Source organism: Vibrio gazogenes, from assembly GCF_023920225.1.
In the GTDB taxonomy this organism is placed as follows: Bacteria; Pseudomonadota; Gammaproteobacteria; order Enterobacterales; family Vibrionaceae; genus Vibrio; species Vibrio gazogenes.
The window spans coordinates 1,164,117-1,189,306 of sequence record NZ_CP092588.1; the positions used below are offsets into that span (position 1 = coordinate 1,164,117).

Genomic DNA, 25,190 nt, shown 5'->3' on the forward strand with positions numbered 1-25,190 from the left:
TTTGTTATGTTACGGTCTGATTTCTATGCTAATTTTTGGATTAAGCGATCTGAAATACTCTTCGATACACCTAACCATTCCATTGCTTCAGCCTTAGTAAGATCAATTCCACTCACATGCACAATTTCATTTCTCAAACGATACATTTTTAGAATTAGATCGGCTAAACCACTATCAATCTTCTCTGAACCTTGTAATTGCCGAACTATCTTGGTAATTGGCTGACGCTTACCGTCAGATCCTTTAGTTATAAGGATATTCTCGATATTTTGCCAAGATTGTAAAAATGCCCATTCTGGTGCTGTCTGCACTAATTCTAAATCACTAGCACTAAAAGACGAGCTAGGATAAGCAATGGTGATTCCTAATTCTATTGCATCACCTTTGACTTCATCGATAGCTTCAACCAGATCAATTTCTATATCGCCATACTTTGCTTTTTTTACTCGTTGTAATAGCTTGGCAACATCTTTTTTGAAGTACAACAATGCTCCTGCGACGACTATTGGCCAAGCCAAATGTCCCACAAGATCAACAACTAACTTTAAATACTCGATCATTTACCTTTCCACTTGAGTAACATAACAGTTTATTATACAGAATCACTCTACAGGAATACTTCTGTATAACTTACTGACACTCGATGAAATTTTTGTCCTAATAACATGAAAATACAGACAAAATGCCAGTAAAAAATATCATTACATCAGGAATCACAGCATTGTGCTGTCTAATCTGCGCACGAATGATTCACCAGTGCTACCACCATTCGGAACATCTCGGATAAGTGCCATGTGTTCTCGAATAAGCATCGAAACACCATACATAGCATTGAATAAGTTGCAGAAAATCGCCAGAAAAAATTGACATAAACATGACATTTTTTGATATGGATAAGGTTTGTACAAAATTGCAGCGTTTTAACAATCAGTGGAAATTGTGATGCGGTGGTTTAGTGCGCGATGACATTCCTGAGTTTAGTAACTCATTTAGCTTCAACAAATGTTTCACTCAATTCAAATCAAGCACCAAACCAAGAAACCCATTCTCCCGTGAATGATTTTCTTGGTTTAGGGATCTATTGGGATTGGATTAAAATGCCAAGTGTTGGGAAGATAGTGAAACATTAACGATTGACGTCATACTCGTTTATTACCCATCTTGAACCCCAACCATTGAAAAGTGGTGACTCGCGATATTGAAACCTTCGCGTAAATAGAATTTATGTGCGGGAAAACGCTGAACACCAGAATCCAGATGAATTTGCTCACAACCAATTTCTAAGGCGTACGTTTTAAACCAATCAATTATGAATTTGCCAACGCCACGCGAACGAAATTGAGAGTTAGTCACCAAGTCTTCAATATAAATGTGCTTACCCCAAGCTAGCTTCTCACCGACACTAAATCCTGCTACGGCCAGTACACCTTCTGATGATTTAACATAAACGACTTTGTAACCATTCAATTGCTGTTTGTCGATCTGACGAGATAAAGTATCTACATTGTAATTTGGGCGAAGTTGTAACATTACCTCTAGGGCTGATTCATAATCAGAATTTTTCTCTAAAAATCGAACTTCCATGTTTTCTCCATTTTGACGGCATAGCTTCTTGTTATGTAAATTTCCACCGGACTGCCTTTGCTTCATATTCTTTTATAAAGCTATTTTTGTAATCAATGTAAACATCTATGTCATTGTTACAAATTGCTGCACCCGCCTTTTTAATTTCTCCGTACTTAAACGCAATATTTGGGAACGCTCTTAAATAATCTCGAAATGCGAGATGTCTTTTAACTTCTGGCGAATCTGCTAAAAATGCATGGACTTGATGAGTTCGTTGTATTCCGCCTTTTTGGAAATAACGGCGACCTTTGATACCAAACTCTCCCTTCACCAAATATCCCAGAGAAGCCATATTTTCTGATTCATCATCTAATGTATCAAGGCTTGTTACTTCCAAAAGGATATCGATAATTGGTTTAGCACATAATCCTTTAACCGATGTACTGCCTATGTGATGTATTGCATGAATATTAGCGGCAGTTAGAACAGAACTAATTAGATCTTTTTCTCTAGCAAAATCGACAACCCACTGCGGCTGATAATCAATGACTTCAATAATCCTTTGACTCATAACTTCCTATTTACCTAACACTGAGCGAAGCCGCGCATTCACTTAACTAACAACAAAACAAAACTTAAAAACACATGCGCCGGACATTTATGCGTCTGCTTGAGCGTCTTGCATCCTCTGATGGCTAACGTTAGCAACAGCAGCAAACTAGAGCCTAAGCAATTAGTCTGTCTGATGATTGCTTTTGTTACGTTTGTGAGCTAGCACGATTAGCTTCTGTTTGCGGATCTGCTACTAGCCAGTTATTCATGGCGTTTGCTTCTATTAATTCTTTTACCACCAACTCACCATAATAGCCCTGACTTACAAATGGATCGGATTGAACAATTTCCTTAGCTGCCTCTAAACTATCTGACATTATTACTTGAATTGCTGAATCATTGTCCGAAAACGGACCGCATAGCACCAAAACTCCTGACTTCTCTTGAGCCTTAAGATAGCTTACATGCTTACGTAAAAGTTCATCGCTGAATAACTGTCTATTTTTCTTAGACAAAATTGCCACATACTTATTCATATACTTCCTTTTCCTTTGAACATAGACATAATGACTCCCCACGAGGCTAGCTTCCAATTCCGTGGGTTAGTGTAAAACCAGATCCATAATTAGTGTGTCAACAACTAAATCATGGAAGCTAGCATGATTGAACATAGCATAGTTTTTATAGGGCTGGCACTCATAAGGATTCTACCCCGTTTTCACGGATGAATGGTTAGGCTTTTCCGGGTAGGACATCCGTAAAATCCGTGCCCGGACAGTACGTGACTCAGCCAAACAAAAAAGATCTTCTGGTTACGCTTGCATCTCGGCAAAAGTCACTCGCGCACAAGACACCAATGCATCTGAAACCGAAAAACGAGATTGTGCGTCAAATTTGGGAGCCGGAGGCTAGGCAAATAAAACTTGTGATGTAGGTGTTTGGGACGCAATTACTTTCCTTGATCTCATTAACATCTCCGAAAGCGCCCCAGATACTTTTTCACGGCAGAAAAAGTATCCCAAAATGCCTAAGATTTGAGTTCAGCGTACATAATCAGGGGCGCTTTTATTCGCTCCTGCTCACGAAAAGCTTAAAATTCATCCATGAATTTTACCCTGAGTTCAGTAAATTCTCTTCCTATCTCTCTGCAAAGAAAATTAATGAAATCTGAATCATTAGGGAGAAAACCTCAGGACGAGGTTTTCAGGATTTTCCGGATAGGGACATCCGTAAAATCCGTGCCCGGACAGGACGAGACTCAGCCAAACAAAAAAGATTTTCTGGTTACTCTTGCATCTCGGCAAGAGTAACTGGCGCACAAGACACCAATGCCTCTGAAACCGAAAAACGAGATTGTGCGTCAAAATTCGATGCCAAAGGCTGGAATAAAATAGCAATGACTGCCCTCAGGCAGAATAAATCAATCGATCCGCGCCAAACAAACCCGTTCAACCAGCGCTTTTAACTGCAACACTCGCCCTTCGAGATAAGCCAGCTCTTCTACGGTGATTTCATAATGCTCCGAATAACGGGCTTCGATATAGGCGCGTTGCAAGCGACGAAAACTGCGACGGTGGAATTTATTGTCGAGGGGGAAAATCATCTTAAACTCTGGCTCGATTTGCGCGCACAATTTACTCAGCTTTTCGATATTGTGGGATTTGGGTAAGTAGTTGGTGCATGTGAGTAATACACAGGCCAAAAAGCGTTCTGTCGATTGATGAAGTTCAAAAGCAGCGATGGATAACTCTTCTTGATTTAAGTAGTGATGATAACCAGTGATAAAGGCATTTGCGCTTTTAAACCACTGCGCATAATGCTTGCGAGCAATTGCCCGTTTCTCAGCCTCGGTTAAATCCCCCGGCTCGATCAGCGGCTTCGGTGTCGCGGCAAACAGTTCAATCCCTTCTTCACGGATATCCTTAAAAAAATAGTGTCCCTGTTGCAATCGTTCATTCACTTCCTGCAAATCATGAACAATCAAACCAAGCGGTGCGGATTTTACTTTGCGATCAATTTGCTCTTCCGCCCGCTGCCAGACCACATAATCTTCCACCAAAGCAGATTTATTCACGATCACCAGAATATCGTAATCGCTGATGTAACCATTAACCGGATCTCTGACCCAGTTCCCTTTGGCGTAACTACCGAACAGAATAATTTTCAGGATGCGAAACTCGCTTTTACTCCCCGTTTTACCTTCAAGATAGTCGTCCAGCGTATCGCGCAGAATGGTCGAGATCGTCGCAAGCTCTTGCTGTTTATATTCGGGCAGGTGATCGAGGGAGGTTTTCATAAAACGTGCTTCGCTTTGGTGGATAACATGGCTATAGCATAAAAGAAGCGTTCAGCAAAAAACACTGTTTATCATAGTATTAGCATTGCTGACGGATAAAATGCGACGCGGTTCGTTTTTATTTCTTTCCCCGATGATTGTCTCAGGCTTCGGCTTCGAGGTGTGACGCAAATTATAATATTGAAGGAAATCTAAAAACCGCCGAATGGCGGTTGTTTTGTCTATGTATGCCTGTAGTGCCGAGTCTGGTATGGCAACATGGCTCTGAGCATCAGCTTGAGATCACTTTTCAATCCCCACTTTCTCGCATATTTGTCAACTTTGCGGTCATGTGGCATGACCGTTGTTTTTCCTATGCGAAATTGACGTGACAAAAGATTCACAACATCAAGCAATTTCTTTTGCTCTTCTGGAGTAACGCAGTTATATCTCATTAATCTGTCGAGCAAATAATTAGCAGCCCTTGCAGATCTGGCGTCTAATTGGCTGACATCAGGTACAAAGTTTTCATGCCAAACAGCAAGCGCAACTGACTTAACATCTTCAGATGATGCCTCTTGAAAGTCTCGACTGACCAACCTATCAAATGCATGCTGCGCTTTCATGATAAAACCGGAATTAGATACTCTTTAATACTTGTGTAGCATAAGCGATATTGTAACGCAATCGGTCTGGCGTAGGGCTGTAATATAAAGCCTCACTCGCCCGCTTTGTAAAGGCTTCAATAGAAAAACGTTCAGCAACGTATAGTGACACAATATCATTCACATCATATGAAGTGCATCTGCCTAATTTTGATATAGCGATATCGACCGCGCTAACTAAGTAGATATGAATAACCGCTTCACCAGATTGAATAAGAATAGAGTCATCCCGCCAATCTGGGTGAAGATCTGGGATAGCAGGGTTAAATGTGTCATCAAAGGTGAGCGTTCTATGTGTTCCGTCTTCGTCATCATAATCTGCGTCATCTAATTCAACAATTAACTCACTGATATCAAGTCTTCGACTCGCCTCAAGCTCAACATCAAGATCATTACTACCTCTCGCATTCGTATAAATATGCACAGCACAACCACCAAATATAAATGCCCTGATAGTACCACTTGGAAGCGCACCATATTTATCTTCCGCAATATTTGAAATTTCACTTAAAATGTTGAAAACCGCCTTTGCGAGAGGCGTATTTTTATGTAGTGGCTTCACGCTGACACTCCTAATTGTAAGCAGATAAAATCGCTACAACATAAAAGAAGCGTTCAGAAAAAAACACTGTTTATCATAGCATTAGCATTGTTGACGGATAAAATGCGACGCGGTTCGTTTTTATTTCTTTCCCCGATGATTGTCTCAGGCTTCGGCTTCGAAGTGTGACGCATAATGCCTTTCTCTGGAATCTGAGACAGCGACGTCTTGTGCGCCCCAGTGCTTGATTTGAATGACGTGAAACATCACTCAATTGACCCGATAGACTCAGTGGAAAATAAAAGACCGAATCAATCCTTAAAGCATGGTAAGCCTTGCGAGGCTCTCCATTGTTTGACAATCTCAACAATGCGCTCGGGGGTTGCATCTGCCGGATCATCTGGATAGTAAATTAAGTCTGAACCATCAGGGTGTTCTGTCAGCTTTTCAAATAAAAGAACTGCATCAATATGTTCTTGCTCTGTTGGGTAGTCATCAATACTGATCCTTCTCACAAGAGATAAAAACTCATCTTGTGTATAAGAAGTAATATTCTTTTCCATCTTACTGATTACCTTTTTTATGTATATCTATATGATTTTTCGGGGTTGTGACTCGAATATTATCAACATCATACACCTTGCCACCATGTTGGATTTCTTCTACATGATGAAGCTCAAATTTGACTCTTCCACCCAACCAAGAAAACCATTCAAGGAAGAATGGTTAAGCTTTTCCGGGCAGGACGCCCGTAAAAGCTGGTTCTGGACAACGCGTGACCAAGCCAGACAAAAAGATTTTCTGGTTCGTCTTTCATCTCTGAAAGATGAACTGGCGCACAGAACACCGATTCCTCTGAAACCGAAAAGCGAGATTGTGCGTCAAATTTCAGAGCCAAAGGCTAGGCAAATAAAACTTGTGATGTAGGTGTTTGGGACGCAATCAAATTAATTGATTTCATTAGCATTTTCGGACGCGCCCCAGTTCCTTTTGATAGATGTCAAAAGGAACCAAAAGCATCTTTTTTGGTTCAGTGCGTGTTATCAGGGTCGGATTGATTCGCATCCTGCTCAAGCAATCCTGAAAAATCGTCCATGATTTTTCACCCTGAGTTCAGTGACCAATCTAGCTTTTGCTATGTTTCACCCAACTCAAATCAACCACCCAACCAAGAAAACCATTCATGGAAGAATGGTTAGGCTTTTCCGGGCAGGACGCCCGTAAAAGCTGTTTCTGGACAATGCGTGACCAAGCCAAACAAAAAAGATCTTCTGGTTACTCTTGCATCTCGGCAAGAGTAACTGGCGCACAAGACACCAATGCCTCTGAAATCGAAAAACAAGATTGTGCGTCAAAATTTGGAGCCGGAGGCTGAGGAGATGAACATTGTGGCGCTGTTGTTTGGTGCGCAATGAGTTTATTGATTTCTGCGGCATCTGATGCACGCGCCCCAGGTACTTTTGGCGTTCCAAAAGTACCCAAAAGAACGTTTTAGTTCGTGAATGCTGACCGGGTCGCTTTTATTCGCTCCTGCTCACGAAAAGCTTAAAATTCATCCCTGAATTTTACCCTGAGAACATCGATCAATTTGGCTTCACTTTAAAGAGATTTCACCCAACTCAAATCAACCACCCAACCAAGAAAACCATTCATGGAAGAATGGTTAGGCTTTTCCGGGCAGGACGCCCGTAAAAGCTGGTTCTGGACAACGCGTGACCAAGCCAGACAAAAAGATTTTCTGGTTCGTCTTTCATCTCTGAAAGATGAACTGGCGCACAGAACACCGATTCCTCTGAAACCGAAAAGCGAGATTGTGCGTCAAAATTTGGAGCCGGAGGCTAGACTAATAAGACTTGTGATGTAGGTGTTTGGGACGCAATCACATTCATTGATTTCATTAGCATTTTCGGATGCGCCCCAGTTCCTTTTGATAGATGTCAAAAGGAACCAAAAGCATCTTTTTTGGTTCAGTGCGCGTTATCAGGGTCGGATTGATTCGCATCCTGCTCAAGCAATCCTGAAAAATCGTCCATGATTTTTCACCCTGAGTTCAGTGACCAAATTGACTGTTTGAAAATGTTTCACCGCACGCAAATCAATCACCAAACAAAGAAAACCATTCACGGATGAATGGTTAGGCTTTTCCGGGCAGGACGCCCGTAAAAGCTGGTTCTGGACAACGTGTGACGCTGTCAAACAAAAAAAGATCTTCTGGTTACTCTTGCATCTCGGCAAGAGTAACTGGCGCACAGAGTACCCATGTTTCTGAAACCGAAAAACGAGATTGTGCGTCAAATTTCAGAGCCAAAGGCTAGGAGGGGGAATATTAAAAGCAGATTCTGGACAACATGCGACGCCGTCAAACAAAAAAGATTTTCTGGTTCGTCTTTCATCTCTGAAAGATGAACTGGCGCACAGAACACCGATGCCTCTGAAATCGAAAAACAAGATTGTGCGTCAAAACTCGGTGCCGGAAGGTAGCAGGGAAGATTGAAAATTGAGGTCCAGTGATGACACGATGACTCATGATATGGCGACAACCCGAACTGCCATCATATGGGTGTCGCCACTACTGATTATCATGCACCAAAGCTTATAATGTACCAAAGCCTATAGAGCCATTGCAGTGAAGCCACTCTGAGAATGAGCCACCACCACAAGTACCATTGCCCCATGCGCCGGTGTTATCGTATTGATCTTCAGCTTGGCGAACGGCACCATTGACGACAATGTAATCAACTTGAACATCACGATTGCCGCCATCATTGGTAAAGCCAACACGAATCTCACCCGTCGCATTCGTCTTTACAGTATAGTCAGCCATATAATTTTTCGCGGTCCAGTTTTTGACGGTGGTCCCGCCGACTTGCAGGTTAACGCTTTCATCGCCAACAACACCACTTAACCGAACAACGATCGTGTTACTTCCAGTGCCATCATCAGCACCAGTATCCACTAACTGCAACATTTTGGTTGCATAGCGCTTACCCATTTCACGTGCGCCCGCAGAATCAAAATGATATTGATCGTGAATATTCAAACCCGCTGCACTGACAACATGCGCGTTGGAAATCAGTGACGGTAATTGCGCGATTAAACGGTTATGGCTAGAGCAACATGCCGGATAAGGCAGTTCACCCGCGATGAAAGGAACATTACCAATCCCCAAATCGTTACGGATATCTGTCACTAATTGCTTAACACGCCCAGGCCAAGCCGGATCACCCGTATTACTTTCACCTTGATGAAAAATAATACCTTTGATGACGCCCCTCTGCTGCGCTTTACGTGCCAGATCCATTAGCCATTGATAACCACCATAAAGGTTGTTCGGTGTCGAACCAAAAGTAGGTTTACATGCGTTAAAATCACGACAATTTTTCAGAAAATATTCGATTTTTTGACCGCCATGTGCAGCACCGACTAAACCAATCGTGACCTTGCTGTCAGAATTGTTCGCCATGATTTTGCCAAAATTATCGCCAGGCCCTAAAGCACCGGAACAACGGACGAGAGGTGGTGATGCGACACGCCATTGACCGTAATATCCGATGCCCCCACATGACTCGTCTTGTAATACCATGACTCTGGGATTCGTGATACGATCTTGAGGTTCAACAGGTGATGCACCTTCCATGTTCGATTGCCCGACCATCAAGTAAATATGAAAGTTGGGATCAGGCGCAGCCATAGCCGACATCGACATCAAAGCAGTCAGTGCAATTAAGCTATATATATTCTTTATATATTTCATAATCATCATCTTAATTTTGTGTTGTAAGATTGAATGTGGCAGTTAAAACATCCACCACCACATCATTATTTGATTCATATCGCCACCATGATCTGGTGGCGATAGCTTACTTACTGCATGACTACTTTGCGCTAATTAGACCAAGTCTATAAGGAAAACGATTGTAGTCTGATACGCCTGAATTTGGATTTTGCCCTTGATACAAATACTGCATATTACAGGCATTAATCTTAAGGGTTTGATCATATCCTGAACGGATCATCTCACCGTGACTAATATCATCCGTCCATTTGCCGCCAGGGAAAGACACATTTGCCGCCCCTGCAAAAGGATTTGATTTGGTATCAGCTAACGGTGTCCAAGGGCCATCTAAACTTGTCGATGTCCAAGAGCGGAAATAACGAGGAGAATATGCTTCTACTAATAATAAATATTTATTAGTTCCTTCCACTTTGTAAACGTTAGAGGCTTCAAACAATCTCGCCGAGGTATCTTGCATCACAACTTCATAACCGGAAAAGTTCGGGAAGTTACCAATCGAGACTTTTGAACGATACAACTTACCGTCGTCGCCAGAGAAGAATAGATGACAATAGTTATCGTCACAGATCACCCAATAATCGATACCATTACTCAATCCATTCCGTAACAATGGTTTAGGCGTTGTCCAACCCGCTGGATTACTAATATCAGTATTAGTCGAATATTTAGCACCCCATTGGTAAATCATGTACCATTTTTTTTCTGGTTCAAAAAAGAATACTTGAGGTGCAACGGTATTGCCTGCCCGAGTGGTGTTCATATCGACTTGATTTGCAGAACCAGCTTGATTCCAGTCACTAAAGTTTAAGTAAACCCCACCCCAAGTGTTTCTAGCCGTATCAAATACCGTCGCAAATACGTGATATTTATTGTTGTAACGAACAATGGTTGGATCTTTAATTGACGCCCAATTCCGTCTTTGAGGAGAAATGAGCGGACCGGTTGATGTCCAGCTGAATTTCGATTTCAAATCACACGTTTGATTGCCACTGCCAGCTTCACCCCCAATTGAAAAATCATCCGCATAAAAACTCACGGTTTCATTGTCAGATTCAATAATAAAATGCTCAAAAGGTGTGCCGCTTTGGGTATAAAAGCCTTGTAATAACGTCCAGTGATTCGCCGATGCAACAGCAGTCGCAACCTGTTCATACTCATTGTACGTTGAGTTATCACCGTCATCTTGACGTTTTGCAGTTAACGTAATTGGTACATCAGCTGAGCCGGCGGCTAATTTAACCCATACCGCGACGTCATATTGATTACCATTGACTAAGGAGCCGACATTAAAGGTAATGCCGTGCCAGTTTGCAGTGCGCCCAGTAATGAATACACTTGATGAACCACTGTGACTTTGTGTGTAGCTTAAACTAAGAGAGCCGGCCGTTTTAGACCAATTCATTAAGCCGCCTTCCGCGCCACCGTTATCAGCAAAGTTATCACTCGGTACTTGATAACCACCATCATTGCCACCATTGCCACTGTTATCATCCGCGACTAGACGAATATTACCGTTTGCAGCATTGAGTGTGACTTTATCTAATTTAGCGCCATCTTCGCGTCGTAAAATCCTTAGCGTGTGATCGCCGGCAGCAACGTTATTGAAAGTCTGAAGCGTAATTTTACCCCAGCCATTTGTAGCGGTGTTGTTTTGAGTGATCCAACTCCCCGAATCTAACCGATAATAAAATGAATCATCGTAACCGGCAGCCAATGACGCCAGCATTTCAAAACCGACATTCGTGGTTTGAGAAAGATTGAATTTTATTGCCACCTGTCCGCTGGCAGAATTAGAAGGACTACTTAATACTTGATGACTACCGTTGTTTGGCCATTCAATATATTGCCCATTGGAAGCGCCACCATCTGATTTTACAGTCAGTGGACTAAAGCTACTTTGTCCTGATAAAGACTCTAATTCGACCGCTAATGAGCTACTTCCAGCATTTCCACCATTGCCGATAAACTGATACCAGTTTAAGTTATGCCATCCATTCGCGCGCAAATAGACATCATGCACACCGCTTATCGTGGTGTTTAATGCCGTTGATTGGGTTTGCCACGTTTGCCAGCCACCAGTGTTATCAATATCAATTGTGGCAACTGGAGAATTATTGAGGCTATCCAAAATAACGTCTAAACTTGAGCCACTCTCTGTTGCTGCTCGTAGTTTTAACTCTTGAGCACCGTTGCCAAAGTTGACACCAGATACTTTTATCCAATCCCCCGTACCCATCATGATATTCAAGGTACCATCAGAGGCGTTCTCAGTTTCTATGCCATTTTCTTCATCAAACATCTCCGCCTGATTGATATTAAATGCATTGACAGTTTTAAGTTGTGGTGCGCCAGCGCGTCCGGCGTTCACTTGTTTTATGGTACCGTCAGCGTTGTACTCTAAAAGGTCAACATTGATTGAACGCTGAAAAGTACTCGCGCCACGTGCGTTAGCCACAGCCCGATTATGATAAAAAATGTAACTTTTACCTTTATAGTCAATAATTGAAGCATGATTGTTATTTGAGTTATTTTCCCATGGATTGGGCAAAACCGTACCTCGGTAGGTAAATCCTGTAGTCGGATTATTACTGGTCATATAATTAATTTTCATGCCCGAACTGGTATCGGAAGAATATGATAAGTAATAAGTGCCGTTATGCTTATGCATATAAAGCGCTTCAAAGAAGTTGGGGACATTGAGGGATATGGCACTGCCACTGGTGCTAATCATGTCATCATTTAATTTGATCACACGGGCATTCCCCTCACCACCGCCACCAAAATACAAATAGGCTTGACCATCATCATCAATAAACACGCTGGGATCAAAGATCCACTGCACACTGCCATTTGGTGTACTGCCATCTACCAAAGGATGACCGAGTGGATCGACATAAGGACCTTCCGGACTATCAGCAACGGCCACACCAATTGAACCGCCACCATCAGGAAAATATAAATAGTATTTTCCATTACGCTCGATAAAATCAGGGGCGTAAGCCAAATTGGCCCAGTTCGTATTCGTTTTAGAATTCCAAATAATGCCGTGATCTTGCCAGTTCACCATGTCATCGGAAGAAAATAAATAGTAATCTTGCAATTGGCTATAATCGGTTTGAGTATCCTGATCGTGCGTGGTCACTACATAGACCCGCCCATTAAAAACACGGGCGGCAGGATCAGCCGTATAAACATGTGATACAACAGGATTCGCTGCAAGCACAGTTTCAGGTACAGTAACACTGCTTGCAAGTACTCCAAGAACAATGGCTGCCGATGCCTTGGCATACACCTTCTTAGAGAGACACTTTATATTCATCGTGTATTCCTTTTATAAAGTAATAATATCCTATTAGCTCGGATTAGATGTTGTGATGTTTCTCGATTAAGAGACTTAATTAAAATAAGGTCACTCGATTGTTATCAGATTGAAAAAATAATGATCGCCAGTCAATTATGTCGCTTAATTGAAGAATTTTAGAGTGGTTACCTTGACTATTTTGTCAAATGACAACCGACTTTTTGACGCTAGTCTAAAATGTAGTGTTTAACTTTGAGAGTGCAATATTCATAATTTGTTTATCGATTATGTTTTTTATTATCTTTGATCTCTACCACTAATCACAGACACATGAATAAGTAAGTACACAATAACGATTGAGACACTTGTCACAATAAAAATTGCAAAACAAATACAACTGAATTTAAAAGAAACAAACCACTCTTTTCATTACAAAAATCGGTATTACTGCCACTAATAGAGATTTAGATATTCATGAATTTCAAGTTGATGAATGATGAAATAAATACCAGAAAAATAAAAGTGAGATCCAACGTGGGTCTTTTACTTTTATAAATAATTTAATTATCAATAATAAACGTAGCGGTTTTAATTTCAGCCTCCGAATAAATAACATTGAAATATTTCTAGTGCCGAAAATTTAATTCAGGGCACACAATATAATGCGCTCTGAATTGACTTATTTACACAACGCGTGCTGAATGCTGCAATAATTGATGATACTCCTTAGGCAATCCACCATCATGGGAGTCGTTTTGCCGTTTGATTCGCCGAAAAAATGAGTCCGCGAGCAGGTGAGCTGCCCTCAATCATTCATCCAACACTTCACGAGTGATGCTGATTATTGACTCGTCCCCTGTTTCGATATTGTCTTCGACATATTGAAACCCGTTACGGCAAAGCCAACCTCTTTATACAACTTTAATGCGCGTTCATTATGATACGCGACTCTTAACTTTATTTGATTGATGTCGGCTGATTGAAGCTGTTTTTCTAACGCGGATATGGCTTGCCGGCCGAAACCTCGGCTTCTATGCTCTGGCGCGATAAAGAAATCGTAGATAAACGTTGAACTGTCGTTGTGATTAACGGAATGCCATAGGTAACCGACTAAACGTTGTTCCCCTTCAACTTCCGCATCAATACATAGCAGTGAATGTTCTGTGTTTTCCAGACCATTTGGAAAATGACGATGCAAATCTTTTTCCGCCAGCTCAATTGCCAACGCTATTGAATGACCGTAATTCGCAGCGATTTCCTGACTATAGTCATCAATAAAATACTGACAGAATGCTGGATATTCTTCTTGTCTCATCTCTCTGAGTACAACCATTTCTCTTCCTTTTTATACGATGAATTTGAATCGCAACATAACACCTAATTTAAGGTGTGAGACACACCATACCGATACAACGATTTATACAGCACCCTGCTCGAAGGCTAAAATATTCTCAAATGCTATTTTGAAGTACAGCTCATAACTATTTTGTTCAACGTATCCAAGATGAGGCGTTGCCGTTACGTTGGGTAATGAAAGTAAGGGTTCGTTACTTGAAGATGCAGGCTCATGATCAAACACATCGATGGCTGCTCGCTTCGTCGGAACGGAGACAAGCTCATGATAAAGTGCCGAGGTTTCGACAAGTTCTGAACGACTGGTATTGAGAAACAGAGAATCTGGTTTCATAAGACGAAGATCCTCGGCCGAAACACATGCTCTCGTTGCGTGATTTAAACGTAAGTGTAGTGACACTATATCTGAGGTAGAGAAAAACGCTTGTTTTGACGCCGCAGCTTCAAAACCATGCTCGATAGCTAAATTTCTAGATTCAATACTCCCCCAAACGACAACTGTCATTTCAAACGCTCTTGCATATTGAGCAATGCGTTGTCCTATTTTCCCATAACCCCAAATACCGAGTTTCAGCCCCTTTAAAGTACGACCTAAGCCAAGTACGCCGGAGTCCTGCCATCGGTTATTTTGGAGGTTGGAAACATATGTTGGAATATGACGACTGGCTGCCATGAGCAAAGCCCAACACAACTCTGAAGGCGCGATTGGAGAGCCGCGACCTTCCAGTACTTTCACGCCGTGTTTCTCACACAAACGAACATCAATATGATTGCTGACTTTACCCGTTTGACTGATAACCTGTAGCCGTGGCAACTGAGACAGTAGTGATTCGGTGATGGCGGTGCGCTCTCGGATTAACACGAGAGCCTCAGTATCGATAAGCTTGGTGACTAACTCTGCCTCCGGGAGTGTTGCATTGAGGATCGTGACATCGTGCGCTGACAATAATTCGAAACAATCCAGAGTTTTGACCACGTCCTGATAGTCATCCAATACCGTTATTTTCATTCAACTCTCCTTGTTTTTATAACGTCTGCAATTTCTGCAACTAAAGTGGGTCACAGTGAACTGGTAAAGCATAACGAACACGTGACCCAAACCGCTGAGTATAACGTATCACCTTGATTTATATTGCCATATCATTCGATATTGCGAGTTGAACCGCCCTTGCAGCATGAATTTCAGTCGTGTCATACAATGGTACTTGTGTATGTCCTTGTTGAATCAGTAGCGCGATTTCAGTACAACCAAGTATCACAGCCTCGGCACCCTGATCATGTAAACTGTTTACAATATTCAAATACTGTTCTCTTGATTCAGTGCAAATTATCCCCCGACACAATTGATCATAAATGATGTCGTGAACAACGGTTTGATCGTGGGTGTTAGGAACAATCACATCAATCCCAAACTTATCAACTAAGCGGCTTTTATAGAAATCCTGCTCCATTGTGAAGCGAGTACCAAGTAACCCAACTTTCTTAACGCCGTCAGCAACCAATTTATCGGCCGTTGCATCGGCAATATGAAGAATTGGGATAGAAATTTCAGCCTCAATTTCCGGAACAACTTTATGCATTGTATTTGTGCAAATCATTAAAAAATCAGCACCGCCAGCTTCAACTGACTTTGCTGCATTCGATAAAATCAATGCCGTTTCATCCCATTTGCCTTCATGTTGTAGCTTTTCAATTTCATCGAAATCAACACTATATAAGCAAATTTTTGCAGAATGTAGGCCACCAAGTTCAGACTTAACACCTTCATTGATTGCCTTATAATAGCTGACGGTTGATTCCCAACTCATCCCACCTAACATTCCAATTGTTTTCATGTTGTACTCCATCATTTAAGCGGTGCCCGCAAATAGGCCGCCAATTTGGAGCAACAGCGGAAAATTGGTCGGCTTGATTCACCGGTTATATTTATCTTGCTAAATCGATCCACTGACCTTGCGTGAGCTCACCTAGATGTTGTGGATTAAGTTTAAACACAGAATTCGGCGTACCCGCCGCCGCCCAAATTTCTGTATATTGGTGTAGATCTTTATCTAGGAGGGTTTGAATCTTCTCATTATGTGCCACTGGAGGAACCCCTCCGATAGCGTAGCCCACTTTATCTCGTACAAACGATGCATCTGCTTTTTCCAATGCAATCCCTGTTGCTTCTTTAACCTTGTCGGTGCAAACCATGTTAGAGCCTGATGCGACAACCAAAACCGGCGCCCCCGTTTCACCATGTTTAAAAATTAACGATTTAGCGATTTGGGAAACCGTACAGCCAATTGCCTCGGCTGCATCTTTCGCCGTTCGAGTTGAACTAGGCATTTGCTGAACAACAAAATCCTGCCCATGCTGAGACAAAAAAGCTTGTACTTTCAATGATGAAGCTTTCAGTTCCGTTGACATAATTCCTCCATATGCTGGCTAAGTTGACGATAAACATAACACCCGCATTTGCGGTTGGTTTGAAGCGCAGCGGAAAACCAATCCGACAACGAGCGAATGACACTTAAGCAATTCGTATGTGGTTTGACTTATCCCAATTTTTTGGCAACAAGAAAAAACAATGGATACGAGACTTCAACACCCACTTCGTTTTCTTTCCAAATTTCATAGAATGGCTCCACTCGTTCAACGTGAAAGCCAGAATACTCGGCAATTCCCTTTAACGCTGAAACATCAAACCCATTGTGCCCAGTAAATTCAGGATGGTTTTTATGAAACGACCCATTTTCTTTATAAAGATCCGCAATGACCAAAGTCCCTCTGAGGTCTAACGCATGATATGCCCGCGAGAAAAAACTTTGAACATCGGGAATATGATGCAGCGTCATTAAAGTAACAATGGCTGAATGCTTTGAATTTAACTCCGATAAACATTCGATGTGGTGGGTATGAATATTGTCTAAGTTAGCTGTAGAAATTTTGGTTTTAGCAACCTCTAACATTTTTTCTGATGAATCAGCCAAATGTACGGTAGCAAACGTATTTCGAAGCTGGACACCAAGCAAACCGGTACCACTGCCAAAATCAACAACACTATTATAAGATTCGAAATCAATTTCCTTAACTTTCGCTGCCATCGCTCCTGCACGTTCAATTTTCATAGGATTGTCATCCCATGCACTTGCTACCGAATCGAAATAATTACTCATAGAATTCTTTCCTTGTCCCGATGCTTAGAAAACCACATAACAGTTATTAGACAGCATCCTGTCGTATAACTTACCTACATCATTCTGTATAACATCACATCTGAATGTAAAGATTTTTATATATGTTACTGAGAATACGAGTGAAATGATGAATAAAAAGCGGGGTGACGTAGACATTACAGCGCAGGACTATCTAGTTCTTTCAGCGCACAGGGCGATAACCTCCGGCATTAGCCCGCACTCTAGACCTGGAAACCCTTTTAAAAATTAACCGGATTTCTGGTAACCCAAGGTCGCCCACACACTTATATTAAACAACCATTTCAAAAGATGATGCTTCATGAATATAATTAATTATATCCTTCGTTAGATTTCTCGTTTTCTCATGTTTCATTAAATACTCTCATAGTGTCATATCATTCAGTGCCCCTTGAGGACGTTATTCGTTGTATCTAATTATTCAATTGCTCATGCAACTTTATGGATATTTTTTCCAAAATCTCCTAGTAGTCGTCATAGAACACAAAAACTGAACCATAGTTAGGTTAGGCTATTTAATTACATTTTTTATAATGAACATTAAATAAGATCTAGATCAAACTTTTAACTTTAATCCTGTCCATTAAAAATGGACAGATTATGTTATTCATTATATGTGATTTGTATTGCTATGATAGAAATATTGTAGATAGGAACAAGTGGAAAACTACAGGCAGGGAGGTAATATGATTTTATCTAAAAGACAAAAAAATATTCTTGACCATCTCGTTCAAGAGGATAATTTCATTACCGCGAAAGAACTCTCTATAAAATTGAATGTATCTGAAAAAACAATATATCGTGAAATAAAAAATATTAAAGAAAGTCAATCTAAATATATGGACATCATCATTAACCATATCGGTAAAGGATTTAAAATAAATTACGAAGAATATATTAACAAATTTTCTAATTCAAATAATAATACCTATAAAAAACATGCGATGTCTACGAGTGAACGGAGAGAAAAAATACTCATTTATTTATTGTTAAGCTCTCCAGAAAAAACCTCTATTTCCAGATTATCAGAATTATATATGATCAGTGCATCTTCTATTGCCCACGATCTTGACCATATACAAGAGACAATCAACGATACCAATGTGAAACTCATCAAAACAAGTCAGGGAACCTTTATTAATGGTGACGAATCAAAAATAAGAGAATTACTCAAAAATTTCATCATTAACATTATCACCAATAATGACTATAGTTATGATCTTATTTTGCTTCAAAATTATTTTCTATATGAAGAAATAGTTTTCACTAAAAACATTTTAAAATATATCATGTCAGAAAATATATCATTAGAAGAGCCCTATTACATAAACATACTAATTTATATAATTGTAACCATAAAAAGAATTAAGACAGGGCAATATTTAGGTAAAATAAATTACCCAAACAACGAGAAAACAAAAAATGTAGCCATCAAAAAAATAGCGAGTGAATTAACCAGAAAAATATCATCATATACCATGAGCCTATTAAATGATTATGAAAAAGAAAATCTATATTACCTTATTTATTCATCACGATTTTCTGAAAACTGTAACAGAAATAAATTCGACAGTTCTAATGAAGAAATGGAGTGTATGAATTTTACTGATTTTCTTATCGTCAACATGGTCGATGAATGTTCAGCTAAGTTCTTTGATAACAATGAGCTGCGTAGAAACCTTATGCCGCATGTAAGATTGTTGATCATGAGGTTGAAACATCACATCAATATCCATAACCCACTGTTGAGTGAGATCCGAAGTGAGTGTAATCTTTTATTTAATTCTTTAACAAAAATCATTAAAAACTCAACCCAGTTTAATAAATATAAAAACATCAGTTATGATGAAATCGGTTATCTCACCTTGTATTTTCAATACTATTATGAGCAACACTTGCAATCTTTGAACATTGTTATTGTTTGTTCTACAGGTATAGGAACATCTCATCTTTTAAAGGGACGGGTGTTAAAATCTTTTCCCAAATGGAAAATTATCGACATTATTCCATTTTCAAAGATAAAAAATATCCAAGATATAGAAAATGTAGATTTAATATTAACAACCATCAATATAGACAGCTTTGACTATAAAATACCCTATGTTCACGTTAGTGCCTTCATTAATGAAAAAGATATCGATAACATACTAAAAATAACGAAAACACTAGAAGTGGATGATCAATCTATATTGTAAACAGAATTTTAATCAATTGAAATGGTAAGCTAAATGAATATCAGAAATGTATTGAATGAAAAACTAATTAATTTAAACCTTCAGGCAAAGACGAAAGATGAAGTATTAAATGAACTTTGTCATATGCTTTACGACAATGGTTGTATTTCAGATGTAGATACCTTTTTAAAGGATGTTTATTTAAGAGAAAATGAAGGTGAAACAGGCTTGGGGTCTTACATTGCAATTCCTCATGGAAAATCAGATGCAGTCATTAAAACATCGATTGCCATTGGGAAAACACCTCATGATGTCGCATGGGAGTCTTTAGATGATCTTCCTGTCCGATTCATTATTTTATTTGCCGTCAGAATGGTAGATAAATCGACAGTACATATAAAATTATTAGCTCATGTATCTGAGCTTTTAGCAGATGACGATTTATTAGATCAACTTTTAAAAATCAAGTCAGAAAAAGAACTATTAAATTTATTCGGAAACATAGAAGAGGACTAAAACTATGAACATAGTCGCTATTACAGCCTGCACCTCTGGAATCGCCCACACGTATATCGCTAAAGAGAAGCTGATAAAAGCTGCACAATCTTTAGGGCATAGTATTTACGTTGAAACACAGGGAACCATCGGTGTAGAAAATGAATTAAGGAAAGAAAATATAGCTGAAGCGGATGTCGTTATTATTGCCGCCGATATAAAAGTCTCAGGAAAAGAGAGATTTGCGGGGAAACGTATTGTTGAAGTACCGACACAATTATTAATTAAATCTCCGAAGGCGTTAATAAATAAATTACAGGAAGATATGATTCCTAAAGTATAACTTTATTATAGCGAGTGAAACAATGAAACTTGAACTAAAAAAGCATGCATTAACTGCTATATCCTACATGTTACCTTTAGTTGTCACTGCCGGTTTATTAATTGCAATCGGTAATTTAACCGGAGGTAACGTCATTCATGACTATAAGGCTGCCTATAATATTCCCGATGCATTGGTCTCTCTGGGAGTCCTCGGTATGGGATTATTGGCTCCGGTAATCTCTGCGGCAATAGCCTATTCGATTGCCGATCGACCGGGGATTGCGCCCGGATTGATGATGGGGCTGATTGCTAATTCAATTGGGGCCGGATTTCTGGGCGGAATGTTAGGCGGCTATGTCGTTGGATTCTTTATCTTATTTTTAAAAGACAGAATCAAAGTCCCGAGCTGGGCTCAAGGCTTGATGCCGATGATGATCATTCCGTTGGTCTCCACCGTTTGTATCGGCATCCTGATGTATTTCGTCATTGGTGTTCCCATTGTCTGGGCAACCAATGTGATGACTACTTTTCTGATGAGTATGCAGGGCGGAACCCGGTTTGTCTTTGGGATGATTATGGGTGGCATGGCAGCCTTTGATTTTGGCGGACCAGTCAATAAAGTGGCTTCTCTGTTTGCCGACGGACTATTACTAGAGGGGATTAAAGAGCCGGAAGCAATCAAAATATTAGCGTCGATGGTGCCGCCTTTCGGGGTCACAATCTCTTTATTAATATCCAGAATCATTGGTAAAGAAATCTACTCAACTTCTGAAAAAAACAATATCAAAATCGCATTCCCGATGGGGATTTGTATGATCACCGAAGGTGTCATTCCCATTGCGGCTGTCGATCCAATCCGGGTCATTTTCTCATGTACTGTCGGTGCTGCGATTGGCGGTGGCATATCGATGTATCTGGGAATCGGCTCTCCGGTGCCATCCGGTGGCATGTTTATCGTACCTGCGATGAGCCATCCTATCTCATTTTGTGCCGCTTTGCTGACCGGCTCAATCATCACCGCATTATTGCTGGTGATCCTGAAGAAAAAACCGAAAGAAGACTCGGCGATAGAAGATGAGGATGAAGATGAACTCGATCTCTCTTCGATCAAAATTTCTCAATAAATAGAGGATTAAATCACATGTATGTCTCTATGAAAAAGATGTTATCTCAGGCGAATCAGCAGAATTACGCGGTCATGGCGATAAACTGCTTCAACCTGGAAACGGTCAGGAGTGTGATATCCGCTGCGCAGGAACTCCGTGCTCCGATTATTATCGATATTGTTCAGGAACACCTATGTCATCACTGTGACAGCAAATTGATCACACCGCTAGTGATCGAGCTGGCGAGTCGGGCCAATATCGATGTCGCTTTAAATTTGGATCACGGAGAAGATATCGGCTTAATCAAAAAATGTGTGGTTGACGGTTTTTCGAGTGTGATGGTCGATGCATCAAAGTATTCATTTGATGAAAATATCCGCTATACAAAAGAAATTGTGGATTTTGCCAAAATATATGATGCCAGTGTCGAAGGCGAACTAGGTAATATTGGCCTGACCCTGTCGGGGGATTACACCAATGAAGCCATGTTCACCAATCCTGACCAAGCGAAAAAATTTATTGATGAGACCGGGATTGACGCCTTGGCGGTTTCATATGGTTCTTCACATGGCCACTATCCGCAAGGCATGGTACCAGAATTGAATTTCGATGTTCTGGCAAGAATTAAACAAGCAACCCATTCGCCTTTGGTTTTACATGGCGGCTCCGGAGTGGGCGCTGAAAATATCAAACAATCCGTCGCATTGGGCATTAATAAAATTAACGTTGGTAGTGATTTTATGAAAGCCAATGTGAATAGCATTCAAAGCCAGCTCCATGAAAATCCAAATAAAAATTACTGGGAAGTTATTCGACAAGCTGAAGAACAGAGTCAAGAAATAATTAAACATTATATTTCTCTTTCTGGATCCGAAGGAAAATCCTTGCTGAGTAATTATTTACATCATTAAAGTTGAATTTATAAGGAATTATCTATGTTAGTTTCAATGAATTATTTATTATCAGTTGCCAAGAAAAATAAATTCGCCATCGGTGCTTTTAATGTGGCAGACAGTAGTTTTGTACGTGCCGTGGTTGAAGAAGCAGAAGCTTGTCAGGCGCCGGCAATTATTTCTATCCATCCGACGGAATTATCATTTCTAACCGACGATTTTTTTGCCTATGTGGTGAAGAGAACGTCAAATAGTCAAGTTCCTTTTGTCATTCACTTAGATCACGGTGGTTCGTTTGACGATGTCATGCGGGCAATCAGTTGCGGGTTTACTTCAGTGATGATTGACGGTTCGCTGCTCCCTTATGAAGACAACGTGACGTTAACCAAAAAAGTGGTTGAAGCAGCACATTCCATCGGGGTTTCTGTTGAAGCAGAGTTAGGTACCATCGGTTCTACAGGCACCTCAGTAGAAGGCGGTGTGAGTAAAGTCATATATACCGATCCGGCCGAGGCCGAAGACTTCGTCACCCGAACCAATGTCGATACGCTGGCCGTTGCCATCGGAACCGCACATGGTATTTATCCGAAAGATATGGAACCCAAACTAAAACTGGATATTTTGGCGGATATTGCAAACCGGGTTGATATTCCTCTTGTATTACACGGCGGTTCGGCAAATCCCGATGAAGAGATTGCCAGTGCGATTGAAATCGGTATTCAGAAAGTGAATATTTCAAGTGACATGAAAGCTGCTTATTTTGATAAATGCAGAGAAATTCTTTCAGAACAAACTTGGTGGGATCCAAACGTTATTTATCCTGATTGTATCGATGCAGCCAAAGAAGTCATTCGGACAAAAATGAAATTATTTAACTCGATAAACAAAGTCGAACTTTATAATCAATAATTACTGAATTTAACGCATCTTCTAAATTTTATTTAAAATTAATCACGGCTTAATATGCCAATTCACATGTTATATCATGAGTGATATTGCACAGGCGTATTATTGCCGTGTTTTATTGATTTGATAATTAAATGAGGTTTTTATGTTAGATACATTCATGTTAGGTGCAATAGAGGCTGGTGGCACAAAATTTATTGCGGCAGTTTCTGATCAGGATCTGAATGTGATTGATAAAATCAGCGTACCGACCACAGATCCGGGCCAAACACTGGGTAAAATAGCCGATTTTTTTTCGTCATATCCGATTGCCGCCATGGGAGTCGGATGTTTTGGTCCCCTCGATCTGAATCTGTCATCCCCGACTTACGGGTATATTGAATCAACGCCTAAGCTCGCATGGAAAGGTTTTAATATCCTCGGTGCACTACAAGCACAATATCGCATCCCGATCTCCCTGAATACGGATGTCAATGTCGCGGCTTTGGGAGAGTTAAAACGCGGTGCTGCGGTTGGCGAACAAAGCTGCATTTATATCACCGTCGGTACCGGAATCGGTGGGGGAGTCATCGTCAATCAGCAGATATTCAATGGGTATCATCATCCGGAGCTGGGGCATATCGCCGTCAAACGTTTTCCATCGGATACGTTCGCCGGAATATGTCCTTATCATACGGATTGTTTAGAAGGTCTGGCATCCGGTCCGGCTCTGGCTGAACGAGCCCATCAGGCACCGAATCAAATTGGCAAAGATGATCCACTCTGGGAAGTCGAGGCTTATTATTTAGCACAAGCGATTGTCACATATAGTCTGATTTTATCTCCGGCAAAAATCATCCTGGGTGGCGGAGTCATGCAACAGGAACATGTATTGGAGATGGTCAAAGCTTCGGTGAAGCAACAGTTAAATCACTATATTCAGATCCCCGACATTGATCGTTATATCGTCAGACCTCAACTGAAAAATGAGGCCGCAATTATCGGTGGGTTTATTCTGGCAAAGGATGCGCTAAGATTGGGATGACATACGCTTGCGCTACCATACATAAGTCACTATTCCCATGAAGATCGGTCGCAGTGAATCCGGGATCAGCAGAAGTACATACGACCTTTTACCTTTTAGGCCGTCAGGCCAAACCCGTATGCATCCAACGCCAGTAATCCCATATCGACTGAACGGTGCAACACTTTGCCATTTTCCGAGGTATCACTGGTCCCCAAAATACAGGGAAGCGGTAAAAAATGATCCGGTGTCGGATGGTTGAAAAGCGCATGAGGTGCGGCTTGTAAATAGTGATTAATCGCGTCAACATCCCGGAGTTCGACTTTCTCTGCGATCCAATCCGTGAACGCTTGCATTTTATGGATACTTTCCGGATCGGATGCTTGAGAAAATACCGCTCTCAGGTTATGACTGATCCCGCCGGAACCAATAAAGAGCACCCCTTCCCGTCGCAGCGGAGACAAAGCTTGCCCTAATTCATAGTGAGTCTGCGCACTTGCCTGACTATTAATAGAGACACTGATCACCGGAATATCCCGGTGCGGAAACATATATTGCAGCGGAACCCATGCCCCATGATCCAATCCTTGGGTCTGGTCGAGCGCGACTGAAAAACCACGCTTCCGTAACAGTTCACCGGCCTTTTGCGCTAAATCAGGTGCACCGTGAGCGGGATATTCAACCGCATAAAGGGGTTGAGGGAAACCGTAAAAATCATGAATCGTCCCCAATGTTTGACCACTGGTAATTATCACCGGACCCGCCACATCGAAATGTGCTGAGAAAATGACAATCGCCTCAGGCTTCGGAATCGTCTGACCCATCCGTTTAAAAAACGCCGTTGTCTCGGATTGCTCCACTATCATCATTGGTGAACCATGGGACACAAACAGTGTCGGCATCAGCACGTTATTCATAACAACCTCTCTTAACCCGTGACTTCATCAGATACCTTCAATATACCGATCAACTTATTTATGATAAAACCCTTATTTATTGAATGATTAACAACATGTTGTTGTTAATTGACCAGACAGCGCTCC

General features: G+C 41.0%; 27 protein-coding genes. 10 read left to right on the forward strand and 17 right to left on the reverse strand.

What is annotated here, in order from left to right; genetic code table 11:
• Positions 1–23 precede the first annotated feature (23 nt).
• The 9 genes from MKS89_RS20720 to MKS89_RS21015 form a co-directional block, all read right to left on the reverse strand.
• The gene (locus MKS89_RS20720; RefSeq protein WP_072954046.1) at positions 24–560 is read right to left on the reverse strand and encodes a hypothetical protein; all 537 of its coding nucleotides are present in this window, start codon (positions 558–560) and stop codon (positions 24–26) included.
• Between the two features lie 592 nt (positions 561–1,152).
• Positions 1,153–1,584 (reverse strand): GNAT family N-acetyltransferase, encoded by a 432-nt coding sequence (locus MKS89_RS20725; protein WP_072954048.1) that lies wholly within the window; start codon positions 1,582–1,584, stop codon positions 1,153–1,155.
• Between the two features lie 31 nt (positions 1,585–1,615).
• Positions 1,616–2,137: a GrpB family protein gene (locus MKS89_RS20730; protein WP_072954049.1), complete on the reverse strand. Its 522-nt coding sequence runs from the start codon at positions 2,135–2,137 to the stop codon at positions 1,616–1,618.
• Between the two features lie 187 nt (positions 2,138–2,324).
• Positions 2,325–2,654, reverse strand: a complete 330-nt coding sequence (locus MKS89_RS20735; protein ID WP_072954051.1) for a YciI family protein — start codon at positions 2,652–2,654, stop codon at positions 2,325–2,327.
• Positions 2,655–3,538: 884 nt separating this feature from the next.
• Positions 3,539–4,414 (reverse strand): HEPN domain-containing protein, encoded by an 876-nt coding sequence (locus MKS89_RS20740; RefSeq protein WP_072954053.1) that lies wholly within the window; start codon positions 4,412–4,414, stop codon positions 3,539–3,541.
• 221 nt (positions 4,415–4,635) lie between these two features.
• Positions 4,636–5,019 (reverse strand): hypothetical protein, encoded by a 384-nt coding sequence (locus tag MKS89_RS20745; protein WP_072954055.1) that lies wholly within the window; start codon positions 5,017–5,019, stop codon positions 4,636–4,638.
• Positions 5,020–5,032: 13 nt separating this feature from the next.
• Positions 5,033–5,620 (reverse strand): DUF6036 family nucleotidyltransferase, encoded by a 588-nt coding sequence (locus MKS89_RS20750; protein ID WP_072954057.1) that lies wholly within the window; start codon positions 5,618–5,620, stop codon positions 5,033–5,035.
• Positions 5,621–5,910: 290 nt separating this feature from the next.
• Positions 5,911–6,162, reverse strand: a complete 252-nt coding sequence (locus tag MKS89_RS20755; RefSeq protein WP_072954060.1) for a bacteriocin immunity protein — start codon at positions 6,160–6,162, stop codon at positions 5,911–5,913.
• A gap of 1 nt (position 6,163) precedes the next feature.
• Positions 6,164–6,298, reverse strand: a complete 135-nt coding sequence (locus MKS89_RS21015; RefSeq protein WP_341350711.1) for a pyocin-S2/colicin E7-DNase domain-containing protein — start codon at positions 6,296–6,298, stop codon at positions 6,164–6,166.
• On the opposite strand from MKS89_RS21015, the gene MKS89_RS20765 reads away from it, so the two are divergent.
• The 3 genes from MKS89_RS20765 to MKS89_RS20775 all read left to right on the forward strand — a co-directional run bounded on the left by MKS89_RS20765 (position 6,266) and on the right by MKS89_RS20775 (position 7,463).
• Positions 6,266–6,526 (forward strand): hypothetical protein, encoded by a 261-nt coding sequence (locus MKS89_RS20765; protein ID WP_106406912.1) that lies wholly within the window; start codon positions 6,266–6,268, stop codon positions 6,524–6,526. The genes MKS89_RS21015 and MKS89_RS20765 overlap by 33 nt on opposite strands.
• Positions 6,527–6,782: 256 nt before the next feature.
• A complete protein-coding gene (locus MKS89_RS20770; RefSeq protein WP_072954063.1) occupies positions 6,783–6,974 on the forward strand; it encodes a hypothetical protein in 192 nt (63 codons plus the stop codon).
• Between the two features lie 276 nt (positions 6,975–7,250).
• Complete coding sequence (locus MKS89_RS20775) at positions 7,251–7,463, forward strand: hypothetical protein (RefSeq protein ID WP_072954065.1); 213 nt, start codon at positions 7,251–7,253, stop codon at positions 7,461–7,463.
• 729 nt (positions 7,464–8,192) lie between these two features.
• Here MKS89_RS20775 and MKS89_RS20780 read toward each other — a convergent pair.
• The 7 genes from MKS89_RS20780 to MKS89_RS20810 form a co-directional block, all read right to left on the reverse strand.
• Positions 8,193–9,353 carry a sialate O-acetylesterase gene (locus MKS89_RS20780; RefSeq protein WP_072954067.1) on the reverse strand — a complete coding sequence of 387 codons (1,161 nt, stop codon included), beginning with the start codon at positions 9,351–9,353 and terminating at the stop codon, positions 8,193–8,195.
• Positions 9,354–9,474: 121 nt separating this feature from the next.
• A complete protein-coding gene (locus MKS89_RS20785) occupies positions 9,475–12,714 on the reverse strand; it encodes a non-reducing end alpha-L-arabinofuranosidase family hydrolase (RefSeq protein ID WP_083571239.1) in 3,240 nt (1,079 codons plus the stop codon).
• Positions 12,715–13,537: 823 nt separating this feature from the next.
• A complete protein-coding gene (locus tag MKS89_RS20790) occupies positions 13,538–14,029 on the reverse strand; it encodes a GNAT family N-acetyltransferase (RefSeq protein WP_072954070.1) in 492 nt (163 codons plus the stop codon).
• 84 nt (positions 14,030–14,113) lie between these two features.
• Complete coding sequence (locus MKS89_RS20795; RefSeq protein WP_072954073.1) at positions 14,114–15,058, reverse strand: D-2-hydroxyacid dehydrogenase family protein; 945 nt, start codon at positions 15,056–15,058, stop codon at positions 14,114–14,116.
• A 118-nt stretch (positions 15,059–15,176) separates the two neighbouring features.
• Complete coding sequence (locus MKS89_RS20800; protein ID WP_072954076.1) at positions 15,177–15,884, reverse strand: aspartate/glutamate racemase family protein; 708 nt, start codon at positions 15,882–15,884, stop codon at positions 15,177–15,179.
• A gap of 91 nt (positions 15,885–15,975) precedes the next feature.
• Positions 15,976–16,458 carry a YbaK/EbsC family protein gene (locus MKS89_RS20805; RefSeq protein WP_072954078.1) on the reverse strand — a complete coding sequence of 161 codons (483 nt, stop codon included), beginning with the start codon at positions 16,456–16,458 and terminating at the stop codon, positions 15,976–15,978.
• Positions 16,459–16,586: 128 nt separating this feature from the next.
• A complete protein-coding gene (locus MKS89_RS20810) occupies positions 16,587–17,207 on the reverse strand; it encodes a class I SAM-dependent DNA methyltransferase (protein WP_072954080.1) in 621 nt (206 codons plus the stop codon).
• Positions 17,208–17,932: 725 nt separating this feature from the next.
• Here MKS89_RS20810 and MKS89_RS20815 point away from each other — a divergent pair.
• The 7 genes from MKS89_RS20815 (at position 17,933) to MKS89_RS20845 (ending at position 24,168) form a co-directional block, all read left to right on the forward strand.
• Complete coding sequence (locus tag MKS89_RS20815; RefSeq protein ID WP_072954083.1) at positions 17,933–19,441, forward strand: BglG family transcription antiterminator; 1,509 nt, start codon at positions 17,933–17,935, stop codon at positions 19,439–19,441.
• Positions 19,442–19,474: 33 nt separating this feature from the next.
• The gene (locus tag MKS89_RS20820; RefSeq protein WP_072954085.1) at positions 19,475–19,936 is read left to right on the forward strand and encodes a PTS sugar transporter subunit IIA; all 462 of its coding nucleotides are present in this window, start codon (positions 19,475–19,477) and stop codon (positions 19,934–19,936) included.
• A 4-nt stretch (positions 19,937–19,940) separates the two neighbouring features.
• Positions 19,941–20,258 (forward strand): PTS fructose transporter subunit IIB, encoded by a 318-nt coding sequence (locus MKS89_RS20825; RefSeq protein ID WP_072954087.1) that lies wholly within the window; start codon positions 19,941–19,943, stop codon positions 20,256–20,258.
• 22 nt (positions 20,259–20,280) lie between these two features.
• Positions 20,281–21,363 carry a PTS fructose transporter subunit IIC gene (locus MKS89_RS20830; RefSeq protein WP_072954090.1) on the forward strand — a complete coding sequence of 361 codons (1,083 nt, stop codon included), beginning with the start codon at positions 20,281–20,283 and terminating at the stop codon, positions 21,361–21,363.
• A gap of 29 nt (positions 21,364–21,392) precedes the next feature.
• A complete protein-coding gene (locus MKS89_RS20835; protein ID WP_205409176.1) occupies positions 21,393–22,256 on the forward strand; it encodes a class II fructose-bisphosphate aldolase in 864 nt (287 codons plus the stop codon).
• Between the two features lie 24 nt (positions 22,257–22,280).
• Positions 22,281–23,147, forward strand: a complete 867-nt coding sequence (locus MKS89_RS20840; RefSeq protein ID WP_072954095.1) for a ketose-bisphosphate aldolase — start codon at positions 22,281–22,283, stop codon at positions 23,145–23,147.
• A gap of 142 nt (positions 23,148–23,289) precedes the next feature.
• Entirely contained in the window at positions 23,290–24,168 is an 879-nt protein-coding gene (locus tag MKS89_RS20845; RefSeq protein WP_205409177.1) for an ROK family protein, read from the forward strand.
• 95 nt (positions 24,169–24,263) lie between these two features.
• Here MKS89_RS20845 and MKS89_RS20850 read toward each other — a convergent pair whose 3' ends face one another.
• Complete coding sequence (locus MKS89_RS20850) at positions 24,264–25,064, reverse strand: dioxygenase family protein (RefSeq protein WP_072954098.1); 801 nt, start codon at positions 25,062–25,064, stop codon at positions 24,264–24,266.
• Positions 25,065–25,190: the final 126 nt, after the last annotated feature.

What these genes read in the sequence shown, in the direction of transcription:
- MKS89_RS20720 (WP_072954046.1), bottom strand. Translation starts at nt 560, where the DNA reads ATGATCGAGTATTTAAAGTTAGTTGTTGATCTTGTGGGACATTTGGCT.
- MKS89_RS20725 (WP_072954048.1), bottom strand. Translation starts at nt 1,584, where the DNA reads ATGGAAGTTCGATTTTTAGAGAAAAATTCTGATTATGAATCAGCCCTA.
- MKS89_RS20730 (WP_072954049.1), bottom strand. Translation starts at nt 2,137, where the DNA reads ATGAGTCAAAGGATTATTGAAGTCATTGATTATCAGCCGCAGTGGGTT.
- MKS89_RS20735 (WP_072954051.1), bottom strand. Translation starts at nt 2,654, where the DNA reads ATGAATAAGTATGTGGCAATTTTGTCTAAGAAAAATAGACAGTTATTC.
- MKS89_RS20740 (WP_072954053.1), bottom strand. Translation starts at nt 4,414, where the DNA reads ATGAAAACCTCCCTCGATCACCTGCCCGAATATAAACAGCAAGAGCTT.
- MKS89_RS20745 (WP_072954055.1), bottom strand. Translation starts at nt 5,019, where the DNA reads ATGAAAGCGCAGCATGCATTTGATAGGTTGGTCAGTCGAGACTTTCAA.
- MKS89_RS20755 (WP_072954060.1), bottom strand. Translation starts at nt 6,162, where the DNA reads ATGGAAAAGAATATTACTTCTTATACACAAGATGAGTTTTTATCTCTT.
- MKS89_RS20765 (WP_106406912.1), top strand. Translation starts at nt 6,266, where the DNA reads ATGATGAAGCTCAAATTTGACTCTTCCACCCAACCAAGAAAACCATTC.
- MKS89_RS20770 (WP_072954063.1), top strand. Translation starts at nt 6,783, where the DNA reads ATGGAAGAATGGTTAGGCTTTTCCGGGCAGGACGCCCGTAAAAGCTGT.
- MKS89_RS20775 (WP_072954065.1), top strand. Translation starts at nt 7,251, where the DNA reads ATGGAAGAATGGTTAGGCTTTTCCGGGCAGGACGCCCGTAAAAGCTGG.
- MKS89_RS20780 (WP_072954067.1), bottom strand. Translation starts at nt 9,353, where the DNA reads ATGAAATATATAAAGAATATATATAGCTTAATTGCACTGACTGCTTTG.
- MKS89_RS20785 (WP_083571239.1), bottom strand. Translation starts at nt 12,714, where the DNA reads ATGAATATAAAGTGTCTCTCTAAGAAGGTGTATGCCAAGGCATCGGCA.
- MKS89_RS20790 (WP_072954070.1), bottom strand. Translation starts at nt 14,029, where the DNA reads ATGGTTGTACTCAGAGAGATGAGACAAGAAGAATATCCAGCATTCTGT.
- MKS89_RS20795 (WP_072954073.1), bottom strand. Translation starts at nt 15,058, where the DNA reads ATGAAAATAACGGTATTGGATGACTATCAGGACGTGGTCAAAACTCTG.
- MKS89_RS20800 (WP_072954076.1), bottom strand. Translation starts at nt 15,884, where the DNA reads ATGAAAACAATTGGAATGTTAGGTGGGATGAGTTGGGAATCAACCGTC.
- MKS89_RS20805 (WP_072954078.1), bottom strand. Translation starts at nt 16,458, where the DNA reads ATGTCAACGGAACTGAAAGCTTCATCATTGAAAGTACAAGCTTTTTTG.
- MKS89_RS20810 (WP_072954080.1), bottom strand. Translation starts at nt 17,207, where the DNA reads ATGAGTAATTATTTCGATTCGGTAGCAAGTGCATGGGATGACAATCCT.
- MKS89_RS20815 (WP_072954083.1), top strand. Translation starts at nt 17,933, where the DNA reads ATGATTTTATCTAAAAGACAAAAAAATATTCTTGACCATCTCGTTCAA.
- MKS89_RS20820 (WP_072954085.1), top strand. Translation starts at nt 19,475, where the DNA reads ATGAATATCAGAAATGTATTGAATGAAAAACTAATTAATTTAAACCTT.
- MKS89_RS20825 (WP_072954087.1), top strand. Translation starts at nt 19,941, where the DNA reads ATGAACATAGTCGCTATTACAGCCTGCACCTCTGGAATCGCCCACACG.
- MKS89_RS20830 (WP_072954090.1), top strand. Translation starts at nt 20,281, where the DNA reads ATGAAACTTGAACTAAAAAAGCATGCATTAACTGCTATATCCTACATG.
- MKS89_RS20835 (WP_205409176.1), top strand. Translation starts at nt 21,393, where the DNA reads ATGAAAAAGATGTTATCTCAGGCGAATCAGCAGAATTACGCGGTCATG.
- MKS89_RS20840 (WP_072954095.1), top strand. Translation starts at nt 22,281, where the DNA reads ATGTTAGTTTCAATGAATTATTTATTATCAGTTGCCAAGAAAAATAAA.
- MKS89_RS20845 (WP_205409177.1), top strand. Translation starts at nt 23,290, where the DNA reads ATGTTAGATACATTCATGTTAGGTGCAATAGAGGCTGGTGGCACAAAA.
- MKS89_RS20850 (WP_072954098.1), bottom strand. Translation starts at nt 25,064, where the DNA reads ATGAATAACGTGCTGATGCCGACACTGTTTGTGTCCCATGGTTCACCA.